General features: G+C 71.8%; 17 protein-coding genes. 9 read left to right on the top strand and 8 right to left on the bottom strand.

What is annotated here, in order from left to right:
* The first annotated feature begins 79 nt into the window (after positions 1–79).
* From GTY67_RS12855 to GTY67_RS12880, 6 genes are all read left to right on the top strand, one after another.
* A complete protein-coding gene (locus GTY67_RS12855; protein WP_343238668.1) occupies positions 80–1,675 on the top strand; it encodes a potassium/proton antiporter in 1,596 nt (531 codons plus the stop codon).
* 293 nt (positions 1,676–1,968) lie between these two features.
* Complete coding sequence (locus GTY67_RS12860) at positions 1,969–3,249, top strand: MFS transporter (RefSeq protein ID WP_093693639.1); 1,281 nt, start codon at positions 1,969–1,971, stop codon at positions 3,247–3,249.
* A 66-nt stretch (positions 3,250–3,315) separates the two neighbouring features.
* A complete protein-coding gene (locus GTY67_RS35480) occupies positions 3,316–3,654 on the top strand; it encodes an FmdB family zinc ribbon protein (RefSeq protein WP_161278737.1) in 339 nt (112 codons plus the stop codon).
* 106 nt (positions 3,655–3,760) lie between these two features.
* Positions 3,761–4,645, top strand: coding sequence for an S-methyl-5'-thioadenosine phosphorylase (locus GTY67_RS12870; RefSeq protein ID WP_093693641.1), 885 nt, complete (start codon positions 3,761–3,763; stop codon positions 4,643–4,645).
* Positions 4,646–4,835: 190 nt separating this feature from the next.
* Positions 4,836–5,468 carry a hypothetical protein gene (locus tag GTY67_RS12875; RefSeq protein ID WP_161278739.1) on the top strand — a complete coding sequence of 211 codons (633 nt, stop codon included), beginning with the start codon at positions 4,836–4,838 and terminating at the stop codon, positions 5,466–5,468.
* Between the two features lie 113 nt (positions 5,469–5,581).
* Positions 5,582–6,121, top strand: a complete 540-nt coding sequence (locus tag GTY67_RS12880) for an MscL family protein (protein ID WP_093693643.1) — start codon at positions 5,582–5,584, stop codon at positions 6,119–6,121.
* 9 nt (positions 6,122–6,130) lie between these two features.
* On the opposite strand, the gene GTY67_RS12885 is transcribed toward GTY67_RS12880, so the two are convergent.
* From GTY67_RS12885 to GTY67_RS12910, 6 genes are read right to left on the bottom strand one after another with little or no spacing between them, the layout of a single operon-like run.
* The gene (locus GTY67_RS12885; protein WP_093693644.1) at positions 6,131–6,361 is read right to left on the bottom strand and encodes a hypothetical protein; all 231 of its coding nucleotides are present in this window, start codon (positions 6,359–6,361) and stop codon (positions 6,131–6,133) included.
* 58 nt (positions 6,362–6,419) lie between these two features.
* Complete coding sequence (locus tag GTY67_RS12890; protein ID WP_093693645.1) at positions 6,420–6,815, bottom strand: hypothetical protein; 396 nt, start codon at positions 6,813–6,815, stop codon at positions 6,420–6,422.
* A complete protein-coding gene (locus tag GTY67_RS12895; protein ID WP_161278741.1) occupies positions 6,812–7,525 on the bottom strand; it encodes a Rieske (2Fe-2S) protein in 714 nt (237 codons plus the stop codon). The genes GTY67_RS12890 and GTY67_RS12895 overlap by 4 nt, the downstream gene beginning before the upstream one ends.
* Complete coding sequence (locus GTY67_RS12900; protein WP_093693647.1) at positions 7,522–8,124, bottom strand: 4Fe-4S dicluster domain-containing protein; 603 nt, start codon at positions 8,122–8,124, stop codon at positions 7,522–7,524. Before GTY67_RS12900 ends, GTY67_RS12895 begins: the two co-directional genes overlap by 4 nt.
* A gap of 6 nt (positions 8,125–8,130) precedes the next feature.
* Positions 8,131–10,458: a molybdopterin oxidoreductase family protein gene (locus GTY67_RS12905; protein WP_161278742.1), complete on the bottom strand. Its 2,328-nt coding sequence runs from the start codon at positions 10,456–10,458 to the stop codon at positions 8,131–8,133.
* Entirely contained in the window at positions 10,455–11,564 is a 1,110-nt protein-coding gene (locus GTY67_RS12910) for an MFS transporter (RefSeq protein WP_161278744.1), read from the bottom strand. The genes GTY67_RS12905 and GTY67_RS12910 overlap by 4 nt, the downstream gene beginning before the upstream one ends.
* A 374-nt stretch (positions 11,565–11,938) precedes the next feature.
* On the opposite strand from GTY67_RS12910, the gene GTY67_RS12915 reads away from it, so the two are divergent.
* Together GTY67_RS12915 and GTY67_RS12920 are read left to right on the top strand one after the other, a co-directional pair.
* Positions 11,939–13,090 carry a P1 family peptidase gene (locus GTY67_RS12915; protein ID WP_237502603.1) on the top strand — a complete coding sequence of 384 codons (1,152 nt, stop codon included), beginning with the start codon at positions 11,939–11,941 and terminating at the stop codon, positions 13,088–13,090.
* A gap of 258 nt (positions 13,091–13,348) precedes the next feature.
* A complete protein-coding gene (locus tag GTY67_RS12920; protein WP_161278746.1) occupies positions 13,349–14,095 on the top strand; it encodes a DUF6227 family protein in 747 nt (248 codons plus the stop codon).
* A 66-nt stretch (positions 14,096–14,161) separates the two neighbouring features.
* On the opposite strand, the gene GTY67_RS12925 is transcribed toward GTY67_RS12920, so the two are convergent.
* Complete coding sequence (locus GTY67_RS12925; protein WP_161278747.1) at positions 14,162–15,712, bottom strand: MFS transporter; 1,551 nt, start codon at positions 15,710–15,712, stop codon at positions 14,162–14,164.
* Between the two features lie 61 nt (positions 15,713–15,773).
* Here GTY67_RS12925 and GTY67_RS12930 point away from each other — a divergent pair, with 61 nt between their 5' ends.
* A complete protein-coding gene (locus GTY67_RS12930) occupies positions 15,774–16,772 on the top strand; it encodes a YafY family protein (RefSeq protein ID WP_161278749.1) in 999 nt (332 codons plus the stop codon).
* A gap of 186 nt (positions 16,773–16,958) precedes the next feature.
* Here GTY67_RS12930 and GTY67_RS12935 read toward each other — a convergent pair whose 3' ends face one another.
* A complete protein-coding gene (locus GTY67_RS12935) occupies positions 16,959–17,960 on the bottom strand; it encodes a sigma-70 family RNA polymerase sigma factor (RefSeq protein WP_093691299.1) in 1,002 nt (333 codons plus the stop codon).
* Between the last annotated feature and the right edge of the window lie 142 nt (positions 17,961–18,102).

The raw sequence follows: 18,102 nt of genomic DNA on the forward strand, positions 1-18,102 counted from the left end.
CGCAGGGAAGGAACGGACCCTGACTGTCCACGCGCTCAACGAACTCCTGCTCGTCTGCTCGCTCGTCCTGCTCGTCGCCGTGGCGGCGGTACGGATCTCCTCGCGCAGCGGGCTCCCCAGCCTGCTCCTGTACCTCGGCATCGGGATCGCCCTCGGACAGGACGGCATCTTCGACGTCAAGTTCGACAACGCCGAGCTGACCCAGGTGATCGGCTACGCCGCCCTGGTCGTCATCCTCGCCGAGGGCGGACTCGGGGCGAAGTGGAAAGAGGTCCGCCCCGTCCTGCCGGCGGCCGCGGTGGTCTCCACCGTCGGCGTCGGCATCAGCGTGGGCGTCACGGCCTCGGCCGCGCACTACCTCGTCGGCCTGGACTGGCGCCAGGCCCTCATCATCGGCGCGGTCGTCTCCTCCACCGACGCCGCGGCCGTCTTCTCCGTGCTGCGCAGAGTGCCGTTGCCGTCCCGGATCACCGGTGTGCTGGAGGCCGAGTCCGGCTTCAACGACGCCCCCGTGGTCATCCTGGTCGTCGCGTTCTCCGCGGTCGGCCCGGTGGAGCACTGGTATCTGCTGATCGGCGAGATCGCCCTGGAGCTGGCGATCGGCGCCGCCATCGGCATCACCGTGGGCTGGCTGGGCTCCCTGGGGCTGCGGCACGTCGCCCTGCCCGCCTCCGGCCTCTACCCGATCGCCGTGATGGCCATCGCCGTGATGGCGTACGCGGCGGGCGCCATGGCCCACGGCAGCGGGTTCCTCGCGGTCTACCTGGCGGCCATGATCCTCGGCAACTCCAAGCTGCCGCACTGGCCCGCCACCCGTGGCTTCGCCGACGGGCTGGGCTGGCTGGCCCAGATCGGCATGTTCGTGCTGCTCGGCCTGCTGGTCACCCCGCACGACCTGGTCGACGACTTCTGGCCCGCCGTCGTGGTGGGCCTGGTGCTGACCATGGTGGCCCGGCCGCTGTCGGTCTTCCTCAGCCTGGCGCCGTTCCGGCTGCCGGCGCGCGAGAAGGTCCTCATGTCGTGGGCCGGGCTGCGCGGGGCCGTTCCCATCATCCTGGCCACCATCCCGATGGTCTCGGGGGTCGAGGGCAGCACCAGGATCTTCAACATCGTCTTCGTCCTGGTCATCGTCTACACACTGATCCAGGGCCCGACCCTGCCGTGGGTCGCGGCCAAGCTGAAGATCGCCGACGACGATGCCGAGGCCGACGACCTGGGCGTCGAGTCCGCCCCGCTGGAGCGGCTGCGCGGCCATCTGCTCTCGGTCGACATCCCCGAGAAGTCCAAGATGCACGGCGTCGAGGTCGGCGAGCTGCGGCTCCCGGCCGGGGCGGCGGTCACGCTGGTGGTCCGCGAGAACGAGAGCTTCGTGCCCTCCCCCACCACGGTCCTGCGGCGCGGCGACGAGCTGCTGGTGGTGGCGACCGACCCGGTGCGCGACCAGGCCGAGGCCCGGCTCCGGGCGGTCGGCGAGGGCGGCAAGCTGGCCGGCTGGCTGGGGACGGGCGCGCTGTCCGGTACGCCGACCCATCCCGCGCCTCCCAGGCTCGCGAAGCCCTCGACGGCGGGCGGATCCGCCGTCCGGCAGGCCGTGAAACCGGTCCGGCCCGTCAAGAAGCTCGGACGGGCCGACGACGCCCCCACCACAGGTGGTACGAACACGCGTCGCCCATAGGACGCGGATCACAGGCTCATCAGGAAGCCCTGTACGCATTCACAGGCGTACAGGGCTTCCTGCCTGTACGATGAAAGGCACACTGATCGACCAACTCTGTCTGATGCAGAGCTGGCGCGACCGTATGGCGGTCGTGGTGCCTCTTCGCCCGGCGTTTCTTCGCCGATGGCAGCGAGTCGCCCGGCATCTACCGCAGTTCCGCGCGAAGAGGACAGCTCTCGGCCGCTTCCGTCCGGCCCGCCCCACAAAGGCGCCGGGAAGCACTGCCACCAGACGGCAGAAAGGCAAGGACCGTGGCAGACACGGTCACCGACCGCCCCGGATACGGGCAACTGCTCCGCACCCCCGGTGCGTGGACCTTCCTCCTTCCGGGCTTCGCCGCACGGCAGCCCTTCGCGATGCTGACCATCGGCATCGTGCTGCTCGTGCAGCACACCACCGGCTCCTACGGCTCCGCGGGCGCTGTCGCGGCCGTCGCCGGCGTCTCCATGGCGCTGGTCGCCCCGCAGGGCGGCAAACTCGCCGACCGGTTCGGCCAGCGGGCCGTCCTGCTGCCCGGCGTCCTGCTGCACACCGCCTCCGTCGGCGCCCTGACCGCGCTGGCGCTCGCGGACGCGCCCCTGTGGGCCCTGTTCGCCGCCGCGGTGCCCACCGGCGCCTCGGTCCCGCAGATCGGCCCGATGGTGCGCGCCCGCTGGGCCGCGATGCTGGGGGCCACCCCGGACCGGCCCGCCTCCCCGCTGATGTCCACCGCCGCCGCCTTCGAGTCGGTGACGGACGAGTTCACCTTCGTCCTCGGACCGGTCATCGCGACCGCGCTGTGCACCGGCGTGCACCCGGCGGCCGGGCTGATCACCGAGGCCGCGCTCACCCTGATCGGCGGTCTGCTCTTCGCCGCGCAGCGCGCCACCCAGCCCGCTCCCCGCCCCGCCGCCACGGCGGACCGGCCGCACACCTCGGCCCTCTCCGTCCCCGGCGTCCGGGTCCTCGTCGTCGCCTTCCTGGGCATCGGCGCGGTCTTCGGCGGCATGCAGGTCTCGCTGACGGCGTTCTCCGAGGAGATCGGCCACCCCGGCGTCAACGGCCTGCTGTACGGGATCTTCGCGGCGGGCAACATGCTGGCCGGCATCGTCTGCGGCGCCATCGCCTGGAAGAGCAGCCCGCAGCGCCGTCTCGTCGTCGGCTATGTCGCCCTGACCCTCATGGCGTCCGGCCTCTGGGCCGTGCACTCCGTACCGCTGCTGGCCGGACTCGGCCTGCTGGTCGGCCTCTGCATCGCTCCGGCCCTGATCAGCGGCTACACGCTGGTCGAGTCGCTGGTGCCCGCCACCGCCCGCACCGAGGCCTTCACCTGGCTGACGGGCGCCGTGGCACTGGGCCAGGCCGCCGCCGTGACCGTGGCGGGACAGCTCGCCGACGCCCACGGTGCGAGCACCGGATTCCTGGTCCCGCTGGCCGGTACCGTACTGGCGCTGGCGACCCTGCTGGCCCTGCGTTCACGGCTCGCCCCGAAGTCCGTGGGACGGACCGTCGCACGTGGGATCGGTCACCGCGAGCCGGTCATGGTGGACTGATCCCGCGGAATACGTCAGTATGGAGCGTCGTTAGCACTCATTGAGTGAGAGTGCCAGGAGGAGCAAGTGCCGACCTATCAGTACCAGTGCACCGAGTGCGGCGAGGGCCTCGAGGCGGTGCAGAAGTTCACCGATGATGCCCTGACCGTGTGCCCGAGCTGCGACGGACGCCTGAAGAAGGTGTTCTCTGCGGTCGGCATCGTCTTCAAGGGTTCCGGTTTCTACCGGAACGACAGCCGCGGCTCCTCGTCGAGCAGCACGCCGGCGACGTCGACCTCGAAGTCGTCCGACTCCGGTTCGTCGTCCTCGTCGACGGGTTCGGACGCGAAGTCGAGTGCTTCGTCGTCGTCCTCGTCGTCGGCGCCCGCGCCGGCCTCGTCGTCGAGCGGTACGTCGGCCGCCTGAGCCCGCGTACGCCCCACACGCTTCACCGGACCCCGCCGATCCACTCGGCGGGGTCCGTGCGTTTCCCGGGCGCGGCTCCACATGCCCACCCGGATACGGTGACCGCATGGTGAACGCACACACGGACACGAGCTCCGGCACAGACATCGCGGGTACGGCGCCGGGGGCGGAGATCGGGGTCATCGGAGGCTCGGGCTTCTACTCCTTCCTGGAGGACGTCACCGAGGTCTCCGTGGACACCCCTTACGGGAAGCCCAGCGACTCGGTCTTCCTCGGCGAGATCGGCGGCCGCCGGGTGGCGTTCCTGCCCCGCCACGGCCGCGGCCACCATCTGCCGCCCCACCGCATCAACTACCGGGCCAACCTCTGGGCGCTGCGCTCCGTCGGCGTCCGCCAGGTGCTCGGCCCGTGCGCCGTGGGCGGGCTGCGCCCGGAGTTCGGCCCTGGCACGCTGCTCGTCCCTGACCAGCTGGTGGACCGCACCAAGGCCCGTGTGCAGACGTATTACGACGGTGAGACCCGAGCCGACGGGACCGTACCCAACGTCGTGCACCTGGGCTTCGCCGACCCGTACTGCCCCGAGGGGCGGAAGGCCGCGCTCACCGCGGCGCGCGGACGCGGCTGGGAGCCGGTGGACGGCGGCACCCTGGTGGTGGTCGAGGGGCCGCGCTTCTCCACCCGCGCGGAATCCCGCTGGCATGCGGCGATGGGCTGGTCGGTGGTCGGGATGACCGGGCATCCGGAAGCCGTGCTCGCCCGGGAACTGGGGCTCTGCTACACCACCCTGACCCTCGTGACCGACCTGGACGCGGGCGCGGAGGCCGGTGAGGGCGTCTCCCACGAGGAGGTGCTCCAGGTGTTCGCGGCCAACGTGGACCGGCTGCGGTCGGTGCTGTTCGACGCCGTGGGCGGGCTGCCGGAGACCGGGGCCCGCAACTGCACCTGCGCCCATGCGCTGGACGGGATCGACACCGGGGTCGCGCTGCCGTAGGGGCATGCTCTCGCTCAGGAGCACCTGTTGGCGGCCGGGGCACCGGATCGGGTGACGGAGTTGTCCACAATCCCGTGGTTGTCCACAGGCCTCAGCGGGATTCGTGCGGAGCGTGGATCGTGAGGGGAGTTCGGCCGGGACCTCCGGCCGGGCTCCCCTCGTTCGATCGCCTCCGATTGCAGGTGAAGCCATGTCCCCGCCCCTGTCCCCCTCCCCCGCTCCGTCCTCTTTCCCCGCCCGGCCCCCGGCGCCGCCGCCCGCCCCGTCCGGGGTGGGGCCGTTCGCGCCGCTGCGGGTGCGGGGCGGCGGGGCGTACCGGCTGCGGCGGATGCTGCGCAGACAGCGACGCGCGATCGCCGCGGGGATCGCCCTGGTGGGCGCGGCACTGGCCACGACGGGCCTGGGCAGCGCCGCACCCGGCCCTACGGCTTCGGACAGCGCCGCCGTATCCGATCCGGCCATGTCCGGTACGACGGTGGGGTCCGGGCGTCCTTCGGCACGCCTCGTCTCCGCGCCGGTGCGGATCGCTGACGCCGAGACGGTACGGCTGCTGCGCCCGGGGGACCGCGTCGATGTGATCGCGGTGGGCGAGGCGGGCGACGACGCCCGTCTGGTGGCACGCGGGGTGCGGGTGTCCCAGGTGCCGGTGGGCCGGGCCGCCGATGACGGTGGCCTCCGGGGCGGCGGTGACGGGGTGACCGGCATGAGGGCGGCACCGGAGGGGGCTCTGGTGATGCTGTCCGTGGAGCGGTCCACCGCCACGGCGCTGCTGGGCGCGGGCGCTTCGGGACGGCTGGCGGTGGCGGTGTCCGATGCGAACTGACGCTCTCTCAAGTCACTCGTGGGCATTACCGGATTGGACACTGTTGCCTTCTCCCGCCTTAGGTGGCGGAGCAGTTTGCTCCCGTCACCGCACATGCGAAAGAAGGCTCACCTGTGAGCGAGAAGAAGGTCAGTCTGCTGGAGGGCTTCAAGGCCTTCCTGACCCGCGGCAATGTGATCGACCTTGCGGTGGCTGTCGTCATCGGGGCCGCGTTCACGAACATCGTGAACGCGTTCGTCAAGGGCATCATCAATCCACTGGTCGGCGCGTTCGGCACGCAGGACCTGGACAACTACAGCTCCTGCCTGCGGGGCCCCTGCACCACGGACCCGGCCACCGGCGAGATGGACGGGATCGAGATCCTGTGGGGCTCGGTGCTCAGCGCCGCCCTCAGCTTCCTGATCACCGCCGCCGTCGTGTACTTCCTGCTGGTGCTCCCGATGGCCAAGTACCTGGCCCGGCGGGCGGCGATGCAGGCCGCCAAGGAGGGCGTGCAGGAGACGCTGGAGATCAGCGAGCTGGAGGTGCTCAAGGAGATCCGCGACGCCTTGGTCGCGCAGCGCGGTGGTGGCGCGGCGGGTGCCGGTGGGTTCGGTGCCGGTGGGCCGGGCGAGGACGGAGGGGCGCTGCCGGGCCGGGACGGGGAGCGGTAGCCCTAGGGCTCAGATGTGGTGGGGCGGCTTCTCGTCGAGGAAGCGCGCGAGATCGGCGGCGCCGGAGCCGCCGGAGGGCCGCTCGCCCCATCCCCGGTCCGTATCGTCCGCGGACTGCTGGTCCAGCGGATCGTCGAAGACCAGAACCGGCTTGGGCTTCGGCTTCGGTTCCTGCGGCGGCTGTGCCTGCGGCTGCTGCTGCTTCGCGTCTCGCGGACCGGGGGCGGGGGCGGCACTCATGCTTCCAGGGTACGGCGGCCGGGGGCGGGGTGCGGGCCGTCGGCGGGTCCGTCAGCCGTCAGCGGTCCTTCGGGTCCAGCAGCCACAGGCCGAGCACCACGAGGAACGACAGGCAGAGGAAGCCGGCACCCCACCAGGCCGTCCCGGTGTTGCCCTCCATCCACTCGTCGATCAGCACCGTCAGGCCCCAGAGCTGGCCGACGACCACGGTCATCGCCAGGGCGAGGCGGGCGGTCAGCTTCGCGGAGCGCTCGGGTTCCTGGTCGGTGCCCGCGCCGGGGCCGGGGCCGGTGTGGCGGACGCGCGGGTCTCCGTAGCCGCTGGTGGGGCGGATCTGCGGATACCGCTCATGGACGGGCCGGTTCAGCGCGGGGTCGGCGCTGCCCGGGTGGTACGTCGGGTAGTGGCTGCCCGGGGGCGGCAGCGGCTGCTCGGGGTGCGGGGAGTCGGTCATGCCCGCCCGCCCGGGGCCTCGGTGGCGTCGGCGGTGCGGGAAGCACCGGGTCCCGGGGCGCGGGGCGGGGATTCGGCGCCGCCGCCGATGTCGGGGCAGCCGATACGGGCGGCGATGTCGGGGCGTTCGCCGCCGAGCTGGCGGCAGAGGCCGGCTTCGACGCTCTCGCCGGAGCGGGTGGTCCCGACGGCCCAGATGCTGCCGTCGCTCTCCTCGATGACGACGACCTTCGGCAGCCCGCGCGGCGGCGGACCTGCGGTCACCTCACCGGAGCGGGCGTCGAAGACGCCCTCGTGGCAGGGGCAGTACAGCTCGCCCTCCCGGCCCCGGTCCTTGCGCCAGAGCACGGCGCAGGCGAGGTGGGTGCAGACGGCGGAGTAGCCGACGAGGGTGCCGTCGTCGAGGCGGACGGCGACGGCCCGGTCCTCCTCGCCCGGGTAGCGGAAGGCGATGGACTCGCCGGGCGGGAGGCTTTGGGCGATGCGTTTGGCCTCGGGGGCCTTGCCGTCCTCGCCGTCGCCGTGGCGGTGCAGGATGCCCGCCGCCACACCGATGCCACCGAGGGCGAGGCCGCCGGAGACGGTGGTGACGATCCGGAGGTAGTCGCGCCGGGTGGTGAGGGAGTCGGCGGCGATCCGGTCCTGGAGCGCCTCGCGCGGGTCTCCGCCGGCCGGGTGGTCCCCGCCCTGCTGCTGTTCGGTGACGCTCATCGGCGGACGTCCTTCCCGTTGATCTCGACGACGGGCAGCCCGCCGGGGACCGGCCACCGCACCTTCTCGGCGGGGACGACCATGGCCACGCCGGTGCGGACCTCGGTCTCGCCGAAGACGAAGGTGTCGGCGACCTGGACGCCGGGGCGCTCGGCCTGGAGCTCCTCGACGGTCCCGTAGAAGAGCGCCCCGGTCGGGCAGACGGTGGCGCACATGGGGGCGAGGCCATAGGCGGTGCGGTCGTAGCAGAGGTTGCACTTCAGCTGGAGCTTCGCGCCCAGGTCGATCTTCGGTACGCCGAAGGGGCAGGCGTTGACGCAGTTGGCGCAGCCGATGCAGCGGGTGGTGTCGGCCTGCTGCACCACACCGTCGGCGGTCACCAGGATCGCGTCGGCGGGACAGACCTCGGCGCAGGGGGCGACCGGGTCCTCGCAGTGCATGCAGACGGTCGGAAGGGAGGCGACGGAGTGGCCCTCGTCGGTGTAGTCGAGGTGGATCATCGACTTGCCCCGGTGCGAGTCGCATTCGCGGCAGGCCGAGACACAGGCCTGGCAGCCGATGCAGCGCCCCGGGTCGATGAAGATCGTGCGGCCCATCATGGGGACTCAGCTCCTCTCCGAGGTGCCACGGCCCTGGGGAGACGTGGGAGGCAGCGGGTCGGTACGGGAGACCTGGGTCTCCGGGTAGGCGACATGGCCCGGGGCGACCGGGGGCGCGGGGACCTCGTCGATCCGGTCGGCGTGCTCGATGCGGCAGGCGCACACCTTGTACTCGGGGATCTTGGAGCGGGGGTCGAGGGCGTCGATGGTGAGGGCGTTGGCCGCGGTGGGGACGGGCCAGTGGTACGGCACGAAGACGGTGTCGGGGCGGATCGCCTCGGTGACCAGGGCGGGGAAGACCTCGCTGCCGCGCCGGGTGACGATCCGTACGGGCTCGCCGTTGCGGAAGCCGTGGGAGGGGTGGATCTCCGCCCAGGGGCGCGGGGTCTGCTCCACGAGGGCGCCGAGCCTGCGGGTCTGGTTGCCGGAGAGGAAGTGGGCGACGGTCCGGCCGGTGGTGAGCGACATGGGGTGCTCGTCGTCGTACGGGTCCATCGGCGGGTGCCATTCGACGACCTGGAGGTGGATCCTGCCGTCGGGGTGATAGGTCCTCCCGTCCTCGAAGAGGCGCGGGGTGCCGGGGTGGTCGGTGGAGGGGCAGGGCCAGGCGATACCGCCGGTCTCCTCCAGCCGTTCGTAGGTGATGCCGTAGTAGTCGTTGACCGTGCCGGCGGAGGCGATGCGCAGCTCGTCGAAGACCGCCCGGGAGTCGGGGAAGTCGAACTTGTCCCCGGCGCCGAGGCGGCGGGCCAGCTCGCACATCACCCAGGTGTCGGTGCGGACGCCGGGCGGCGGGTCCTGGGCCTTGTTGTGCTTGACCACCCGGGCCTCGGCGTTGGCCATCACCCCTTCGTCCTCGGCCCAGGTGGTGACGGGGAAGACGACATGCGCGTTGGCGGCGGTCTCGGAGAGGAAGAAGTCGAATTGGGCGTGGAACTCGGTGGCGTCGTACCCCTCCTTGACCACCCGGTAGTTGGGCAGGGAGACGAAGGGGTTGTTGCAGATGCCGATCAGGCCGCGGATCTCGCGGCGCTGCATCTGCCAGACCATTTCCATCATGGAGGTCCCGGCGGGCGGGAGTTCGGACTCCTCGATGCCCCAGATCTCGCAGATCTGACGGCGGTGCTCCTCGTTCATGATGGAGCGGCCGCCGGGCAGGAGGTCGGACTTCTGGCCGTGCTCGCGGCCGCCCTGCCCGTTGCCCTGGCCGGTGAGTGTGCCGTATCCGGCGCCGGGCTTGCCGATGTGGCCGGTGGCGGCGCAGAGGCTGATCACGGAGAGGCAGTTCTCGACGCCCTGCGAGTGGTGCTCGATGCCCCGGGCGTGCCAGGCCATGGCCTTGGGCGCGCGGGCGAAGGTGCGGGCGACCTGGACGATCTGCTCGGCGGGGATGCCGCAGATCTTGGCGGAGCGGGAGGGCGGATATTCGGCCGCCTTGGCCTTGACCTCCTCCCAGCCGGTGGTGTGGGCGGCGAGGAAGTTCTCGTCGGTGAGCCCTTCGGCGATGACGACGTTCAGTACGGAGGTGAAGAAGGCCGAGTCGGTGCCGGGCTTGAGGGCGACATGGATGTCGGCGGTCCGGGCGATGGCGGTCTCGCGCGGGTCGACGACGATGAGGCTGGCCCCGCGGTCCCGGGCTCCCCAGACGTACTGGGTCATCACGGGGAAGCACTCGCCGACGTTGGATCCGGCGATGAGCAGGCAGTCGGTGAGGAGGATGTCGGAGAAGGGGTTGCCGGCCCGGTCGATGCCGAAGGCGAGCTTGTTGGCGCCCGCCGCGCTGACCATGCAGAGGCGGCCGTTGTAGTCGACGTGCCGGGACTTGAGGGCGACCCGGGCGAACTTGCCCACCAGATACGTCTTCTCGGAGAAGAGGCTGGCGCCGCCGAGCAGCCCGAAGGCGTCGTTGCCGTACGTCTGCTGGATGCGCTTGACCTCGGCGACGGTGAAGTCCAGCGCCTCCTCCCAGGAGACCTCCCGGAACTCCTCGTCGCGGGAGCAGCGCATCAGCGGGGCGGTGAGCCGGTCGGGGTGGTTGACCTGCTGGTAGGCGTTGATGCCCTTGGGGCAGAGCCGCATCCGGTTGATGTCGTGGTTGCGGGGTTCGACGCCGAAGACCTTGCCGCCGCGGTCCACCCGCAGATACATCCCGCACTGGACGCCGCAGAAGCAGCAGTGGGTGGGCACCAGCGTCTCGCCGTTCTGGTCGGCGTGCCACTGGTCGGCCGGGATGCCGCCCGCGTCCCGGAAGGCGCGGGTGCCGGGCGGGGCGAGGGAGGGGTCGAGGGGGATGAAGGTGCGGCGGTCGGCGGCGGCTCGCGGTTCCGCGGTCACTTGAAGCCCTTCTTCACATGGGAGAGGTAGGCACTGCCGCGCAGCACCCGCTTGCAGCGCGGGCAGTATTCGGCCCAGGCGTCGAAGTCGAGTCGCAGGTCACGCATGGTGCCGCGCAGGTTCTCGACGTACGGGCCGGTGTCGACGGGTTCCTCGCAGCGGCGGCAGGCGAAGACCTGGTCGTCCTGGCGGCCGGTGTACTTGAACAGCTGCATGCCGACCGCGGCCGGGCGCTGGACGATGTGGAAGAACTTGCCGAACGGGATGTAGATGAGGGTGAAGACCACTGAGACCATGTGGAGGATCGCCAGGAACTGGTAGCCGCCGCCGTGCAGGAAGATCGAGGAGAAGGTGAGCAGCAGCCCGGTCACGGAGATGACGATCAGCGCGATCAGCGGCACCAGGTCGTAGGCGAAGCGCTGGCCGGTCGTGGCGCCTCGGTCCTTCATCCGGCGCCAGAGGAAGTACGAGGCGCCGGGGATGACGAGGACGGCGGCGATGTCGAGGCCGTGGAACATCAGCCAGCCGAGGACGGAGAGCGAGTCGAAGCCGAGGATCTTGACGCCCCAGATCCGCATCTCGTAGCCGGGCCCCGAACCACTGCCGGAGGTGAAGGTGAACCAGCCCCAGGTGAGCGGGAAGGTGATCAGCGCGGCGAGGATGCAGCCCCAGAAGATCAGCTGGTGGGCGGCCCAGCGGGCGTGGGAGCGGGCGCCGAGGAACTTCTGGAAGCCGAGATAGGTGGCGATCATCTTCGGCAGGGCGGTGGGGGCCCGGCGGAAGTTCTCGTACGAGAAGAGGTTGCGCCAGCCCTGTTTGAAGAGGCGTCGGGCGCCGGGGGCGGAGATCCAGACCGTGTAGCGGTAGGCGACGCCGAAGGCGAGGAAGACCGTGGCCACGGCGTACGGGAGCAGCGCCGAGTCGAAGTTGCGGAGCATCCGGCTGCCGAGCACGATCGCGAGGATCAGCAGGGCGGAGACCACCACTCCGGCCAGGGTTGCCCGGGCGGTGACCGAACGGGGGCCGGTGGGGGCGGGGGACGTGCCCGGCCCGGAGTCGCTGGGGGAATCCGGTTCGGCTGCGGAAGCTTCTGACGGCTCGGTCACTCGGCCACCGTAGGACCGTTTACGGCAATTGGACCCGTTTTGGGCGGTAAGGGGGTGAGGGGGTCGCCCGGACAGGCGCAGGGTGGTTGGGGCCGGGGGCGGCGGGGTGGGGAGCGGCGGTGGGGCGGACGCCCGGGCCGCGGCTGGGGGGCGGGCCGGGGCGGGGGGCCAGGGCCGGGGCTGGGGTGCGGGGTCGGGCGGACAGGCGCCGGGGCCGCCGGTACGTGCGGTTCGGAGCGTACGAGGGGCGCCGGTACGGTCGGAGCGCACGAGGGCCGCCGGTACGTTCTGAGCGTACGTAGGGGCCGCCGGTACGGTCGGAGCGTACGTACGAGCCCGCGGTTGCTCGCGGGCGTCGACCCGAGGAGCGCACGATGACCGCCGAGGACCCGCACCCGCCGCTGCCGGACGACCCGTCGCCGGAGGGCGGACCGTCACCGGCGGCCGCCCCCTTGCTGGACGCGCTGACCGATGTGGCCGGGGTGCGGGTGGGGCATGCGGAGGTGGGCGGGGCCGGGGCGTTGAGCGGGACGACCGTGGTGCTGGCGCCGGAGGGCGGGGCGGTGGCGGCCGTGGACGTACGGGGTGGCGGGCCGGGGACCCGGGAGACGGACGCGCTGGACCCGCGCAACCTGGTGCAGCGGGTCGACGCGGTCGTCCTCACGGGCGGCAGCGCGTACGGACTCGACGCCGCCTCCGGGGTGGTGGCCTGGCTGGAGGAGCAGGGGCGGGGCGTCCGGGTCGGCGCGGACCCCGCCCAGGTGGTCCCGGTCGTTCCGGCGGCGGCCCTCTTCGACCTCGGCCGGGGCGGCGACTGGCGGGCCCGCCCCGACGCGTCGACCGGCCGGGCCGCGGTGGAGGCGGCGGCCGCCTCCGCACCGGGGTCCCCGGTCGCCGAGGGGAGCGTGGGCGCGGGTACGGGCGCGGTGGCCGGGCAGCTCAAGGGCGGCATCGGCACGGCCAGCGTGCGGCTCGCCTCCGGGGCCACCGTCGCCGCCCTGGTCGCGGTGAACGCGGCGGGCTCGGTCCTCGACCCCCGTACCGGAGTGCTGTTCGGGGAGTACGGGGCCGGGGAGCCGCCCGCGTACCCGGCGGCCGCGACGCATGCGGCGGCGGTGCGGAGGCTGGAGCAGGCCCAGGAGGCGAGGGAGGCGGCCGACGGCGGGGTCCCGCCGTTCAACACCACGATCGCGGTCGTCGCGACGGACGCGGACCTCGTGCGGGCCCAGGCGCAGAAGCTGGCGGGCACCACGCACGACGGCATGGCCCGCGCGGTGCGCCCGGTCCATCTGCTTACCGACGGGGACACCGTCTTCGCGCTGGCCACGGGGCGGGTGCCGGTGGAGCCGGGGAACCCGGTCGCGGTCAACGAGATCCTCGCGGCGGGCGCCGATGTGCTGGCCCGCGCCATCGTGAAGGCGGTGCGCGCGGCCCGGAGCGTCCGGGGGCCGGGCGGCACGTTCCTCGCGTACTCAGACCTGTACGGGGAGGGGCCGGACGGCGGAGGGCCGAACGGCAAGGGATAGGGAGGCGCAGGGCCGGACGGCACGGCCCGAAGCGTAGGAGCGCCGGGGGCGCGCGGCACGGTCGCAGGGGCGCGCGGGCGCCCGACTCGCAACCATGGCAAGGGAGTTCACCCCCAACCGCCCGAAATGCGCCGGGAACAGACGGGGAACTTATCTCAGGCGCCTTACGTTTTTACGAACCCCGGTCACGATGGCGGAGCCAGGGACTACGTTAAGCACGCACCAAGTAACACGCGGCGACGGCCTGGAGACAGCACCTTGAGCGATCCGTACGAGACAACCGAGCAGCACCTCGACCGACTCCTGCGACGCGCCCTCAACTCTTTCGACCTCCCCGACAGCACGGTCGACCTGCTCGGTTCGGCGCTGGCGCACAGCAGTTCACTGCACTCGTCGCACCACAGCCCCGTCCTGCACCGGGAGACCTACCGCCACACCTATCTCCTCAGCGACGGTTCCGACGTGACCCTGTGGGAGCTGGTGCACAGCGGCGGGCGCGACGAGCAGATCCCCCGCCGCCACGAGCTCTACGCCGACGAGGGCGACGCCCACATCGCCGCGGCCCGGCTCGCCGGGAGCTTCTCCGACACCCCGGCCTTCGGCGACGAGGAGAGCCGGGCGGAGCTGGAGATCCTCACGGTCCTGATGTCCGCTCCCCCGGCCCCGGCGCCCCGGACGTACGCCCCCGACAATTCGGCCGACCACGCCCGCCGCGTCCTGCGCCGCGCGGAGAACGGTGACCGGCCGGACGAGGCGAAGGCGCGGCTGCTCCGGTCCGCCTTCGCCCACCACATCACCCAGATCTTCGGCCGCCAGTGCCAAGTGGGCGGCCAGGAAGCCGGGTTCACGCTCTACGAGCACGCCTTCCTGCTGCTGGACGGCAGTGAGACGAGCCTGTGGGAGGTGGAGCACACGGCGACCCCCGACGGCCGCCACATGTGCGAGGTGTACGAGGACGAGCACACGGCCCGGGCGGCGATGGAGAGCCGCACCAGGATCTGCTGACCCCCCTGGTGCGGCTCGCCCCGTCGCCGCTGGGCCCTTCGGTGCCGGCCTCGGCGAGCGCGCCCGTCAGCCGTGCAGCGCCGGTTCCTTGGTGAGCGGGCCGTCGCCGACCGCCTCGCCCTCCGCGTGCGCCTTCGGCCGGGCCGGCAGCGCGAACATCAGCAGGAAGATCACCGCGAGCACCCCGGCCACCCACCACAGCGACTGCTGGAACGCGTCCACGAACGCCGGGCCGATCTCCTGCGGTGCCGGCTGGTCGCCGATCGCACCGAAGAAGACCACCGAGACCAGGCCGAGGCCGAGCGCGGTGCCCATCTGCTGCACGGTGTTGATCAGCCCGGACGCCGAACCCGCGTGCTGCTTGGGGACCTCGGAGAGCACCGCGTCGGTCAGCGGCGCCACGATCAGCCCCATCCCGACGCCCATGACGACCAGCGGCAGCGCCATCTGCCAGGAGGTGATGGCCATGCCGTAGTGCTCGGCCTCCCAGAGGTAGGTCAGCAGCCCGGCGGCCATCAGGAGCGCGCCCGCCTGGAGGACCTTGCGGCCGAAGCGGGGCACCAGCTTCTGTACGGAGATTCCGGCGGCCACCGAGACGGCGACGGAGAACGGGATGCCCGTCGTACCGGCCCGCAGGGCGCTCCAGCCCAGGCCCATCTGCATGTACAGCGTCCAGACCAGGAAGAAGATGCCGAGGGCGACGCCGAAGGTGAGCTGCACGGCGATGCCCGCGGCGAAGCTCTTGACCCGGAACAGGGACAGTTCGATCAGCGGTGAGCCGTCGACGGCCGCCTTCTGCCGCTGGTGCAGGACGAGGAGCGCGAAGACGAAGAGGCTGCCCACCATCGAGAAGTGGCCCCAGAGCGGCCAGTCCAGCTCGTGCCCGCGGGTGAGCGGGTAGATGAGCATCAGCATGGCGAGCGTGACCAGGCCTACGCCCACCAGGTCCAGCCGCATGGCCTTGGGGGCCTTGGACTCGGTGATGAACTTGGCGCCGAGGACCAGGCCGGCGATCCCGACGGGCAGGTTGATCAGGAAGATCGGCCGCCATTGGAGGCCGAAGAGGTTCCACTCGGTGAGCAGCGCACCCAGCAGCGGGCCGGAGACCGCGCCGAGGCCGACGATCGCGCCGAAGAGGCCGAAGACCTTGCCGCGCTCGTGCGCCGGGAAGGTGGCGTGCACGATCGAGAGGACCTGGGGCACCATCAGGGCCGCCGTCGCACCCTGGAGGATGCGGGCGGCGACCAGTATCTCCGGGTTGGGCGCCAGGCCGCAGAGGGCCGAGGCGACCGTGAACCCGGCGATGCCGACGAGGAAGAGCCGCTTGCGCCCGTAGATGTCGCCGAGCCGGCCGCCCGTGATCAGTCCGGCCGCGAACGCGAGCGCGTACCCGGCGGTGATCCACTGGATCGCGGAGACGGAGGCGTCGATGTCCCGGCTGATGCTCGGGATCGCGATGTTGACGATCGTGACGTCGACCAGGTCCATGAAGGCCGCGGTCATCACGATGGCCAGGGCGAACCAGCGACGCCGGTCGGCCGGGGCCTCCGGCGAGGGTGGTGCGGTGGGCAGGGCGGAGTTCGGCGCCGGGTCCGGCAGCGCTGCGGAAGAAGACATGGGAAGAAGCTATGCGTCCATTAGGACTGATCGTGACCTGATGGGCGCGCATCCTGAATCCATGACCGACACCCCGGCACGACTGCTGAAGCTGCTGTCGCTCCTCCAGACGCCACGCGAATGGCCCGGCGGGGAGCTGGCCGAACGGCTGGATGTCAGCCCGCGCACGATCCGCCGCGATGTCGACCGGCTGCGCGAACTGGGCTACCCGGTCGAGGCCTCGCGCGGTTCGCTGGGCGGCTACCGCCTGGTCGCGGGGGCCGCCATGCCGCCGCTCGTGCTGGACGACGAGGAGGCCGTCGCCATCGCGGTGGGGCTGCGGGCCGGTGCGGGGCACGCCATCGAGGGCGTCGACGAGGCCTCCGTACGGGCGCTGGCGAAGCTGGAACAGGTGCTGCCGTCACGGTTGCGGCACCGGGTCTCGGCGTTGCAGAACGCCACGGTCCCACTGGCCCGGGGCGACGGGGCCACCATCGACCCGCGGACCCTGACGACGCTGGCGTCGGCGGCCACCGGGCAGGAGCGGCTGAGGTTCGCGTACCGCAGCGGTGACGGTACGGAGACCAGGCGGCAGGTGGAGCCGTACCGGCTGGTGAGCACGGGGCGGCGGTGGTACCTGGTGGCGTACGACCTGCTGCGGGAGGACTGGCGGACGTTCCGGGTGGACCGGGTCTCCGAGCCGTTCGCGACGGGCGTCCGGTTCACGCCCCGGCCACTCCCCGTGGAGGGCGGCGGGGGCGGGGCGGAGGACGCGGCGCGCTACTTCGCCCGGTCGATGGCGGGCGGGCAGCCGGAGCTCCGTCTCGACGTGCGGTTCGCGGCGCCGGCAGAGTCCGTGGGGGCGCGGCTGCCGCCGACGCTCGGGGTGCCGGAACCGGACGGGGAGGGCGGCTGCCGGCTGCGGTCCTCGGTCACGGACTCGCTGGAGTGGGTGGCGCTGCGGCTGGCACTGGTGGAGTGCGAGTTCACCGTGCTGGGGCCGCCGCAGCTCGTGGCGCACCTGGAGAGCCTGGGCGCCCGGCTGACCCGCGCCGCCTCGCCCGGGGCGGGGGCCTCGTAAGCCGTCCGGCACATGGACCTGGACGACCCGGAAACGGGTCCGGACATGGATGAGCCCCGGCGCCGGGGGGGGTGGGCGCCGGGACTCAGTTCCTGGGACCGGTGGAAAAACCGGTCGGGTGACCGGCATGATCCGGTCGGTCGGCCGGTGCGAACCGGCTTGATGGGGAGGTTACGGGTTATCGGCTCACGCCGCAGCGTCAAAGCCCGTGTCGTGAGCCATTCGCTTCAATTCGAGTAGTGCGTGCTTCTCTATCTGGCGGATCCGCTCCCGTGTCAGGCCGTGCTGCTTGCCCACTTCGGTCAGCGTCCGCTCGCGCCCGTCCTCGATGCCGTACCTCATCTTGATGATGGAGGCCGTCCTGTTGTCGAGTTTGCCGATCAGGTCCTCCAGCTCCTCGCTGCGCAGGAGGGTCATCACCGACTGCTCGGGCGAGACGGCGGAGGTGTCCTCCAGCAGGTCGCCGAACTGGGTGTCGCCGTTGTCGTCGACCGACATGTTGAGGCTGACCGGGTCGCGGGCCCAGTCCAGCACGTTGCTCACGCGCTCGGCGTTGGAGTCCAGCTCGGCGGCGATCTCCGCGTGCTCGGGATCGCGCCCGTTCTCCCGGTTGAACTCGCGCTGGACACGGCGGATCCGGCCGAGCTCCTCCACCAGGTGGACGGGGAGCCGGATCGTGCGCGACTGGTCGGCTATGGAGCGGGTGATGGCCTGCCGGATCCACCACGTCGCGTACGTGGAGAACTTGAAGCCCTTGGCGTAGTCGAACTTCTCGACCGCGCGCACCAGGCCCGCGTTGCCCTCCTGGATCAGGTCCAGCAGGGGCAGCCCCGCGCGCGGGTAGCGGCGGGCCACGGCAACGACGAGGCGGAGGTTGGAACGGATGAATATGTCCTTGGCGCGCTCGCCCTCGGCGACCAGCGCCTCCAGCTCTTCACGCGTCGCGCCGCGGGCGTCGCTCTCCACCTCGCCGTCGAGGATCTGCTGGGCGTAGACGCCCGCCTCGATGGACTGCGAGAGGTCGACTTCCTTGGCGGCGTCGAGCAGCGGTGTACGAGCGATCTCGTCCAGGTACATGCCGACCAGGTCGCGATCGGCGATTTCCCCGCCCACGGCGCGAACACTGCTTGCCCGGTCGGTCCCACCGGAGGTGGTGGACGAACGGCGGGCGACGGCACGGGTTGCCATGCGTGCTCCCTTGCTGAGTAGGTCGCGACACCCTTCCGGGTGCCCTGCATCCGATGGAAACAACGACTGGAATCCGGACAGAATTCCCATGCCGCCCATTCATTTTCGCGATCATGCAGTACCCTGTCCGGCGCCGACCGGG

The sequence above is a fragment of the Streptomyces sp. SID8374 genome, from assembly GCF_009865135.1.
Taxonomy (GTDB): domain Bacteria; phylum Actinomycetota; class Actinomycetes; order Streptomycetales; family Streptomycetaceae; genus Streptomyces.

Coding starts and splice junctions, on each gene's coding strand:
- GTY67_RS12915 (WP_237502603.1), top strand. CDS start 11,939: ATGACCGCCGAGGACCCGCACCCGCCGCTGCCGGACGACCCGTCGCCG.
- GTY67_RS12935 (WP_093691299.1), bottom strand. CDS start 17,960: ATGGCAACCCGTGCCGTCGCCCGCCGTTCGTCCACCACCTCCGGTGGG.
- GTY67_RS12875 (WP_161278739.1), top strand. CDS start 4,836: ATGTCCCCGCCCCTGTCCCCCTCCCCCGCTCCGTCCTCTTTCCCCGCC.
- GTY67_RS12895 (WP_161278741.1), bottom strand. CDS start 7,525: ATGAGCGTCACCGAACAGCAGCAGGGCGGGGACCACCCGGCCGGCGGA.
- GTY67_RS12930 (WP_161278749.1), top strand. CDS start 15,774: ATGACCGACACCCCGGCACGACTGCTGAAGCTGCTGTCGCTCCTCCAG.
- GTY67_RS12870 (WP_093693641.1), top strand. CDS start 3,761: ATGGTGAACGCACACACGGACACGAGCTCCGGCACAGACATCGCGGGT.
- GTY67_RS12885 (WP_093693644.1), bottom strand. CDS start 6,361: ATGAGTGCCGCCCCCGCCCCCGGTCCGCGAGACGCGAAGCAGCAGCAG.
- GTY67_RS12890 (WP_093693645.1), bottom strand. CDS start 6,815: ATGACCGACTCCCCGCACCCCGAGCAGCCGCTGCCGCCCCCGGGCAGC.
- GTY67_RS12900 (WP_093693647.1), bottom strand. CDS start 8,124: ATGATGGGCCGCACGATCTTCATCGACCCGGGGCGCTGCATCGGCTGC.
- GTY67_RS12925 (WP_161278747.1), bottom strand. CDS start 15,712: ATGTCTTCTTCCGCAGCGCTGCCGGACCCGGCGCCGAACTCCGCCCTG.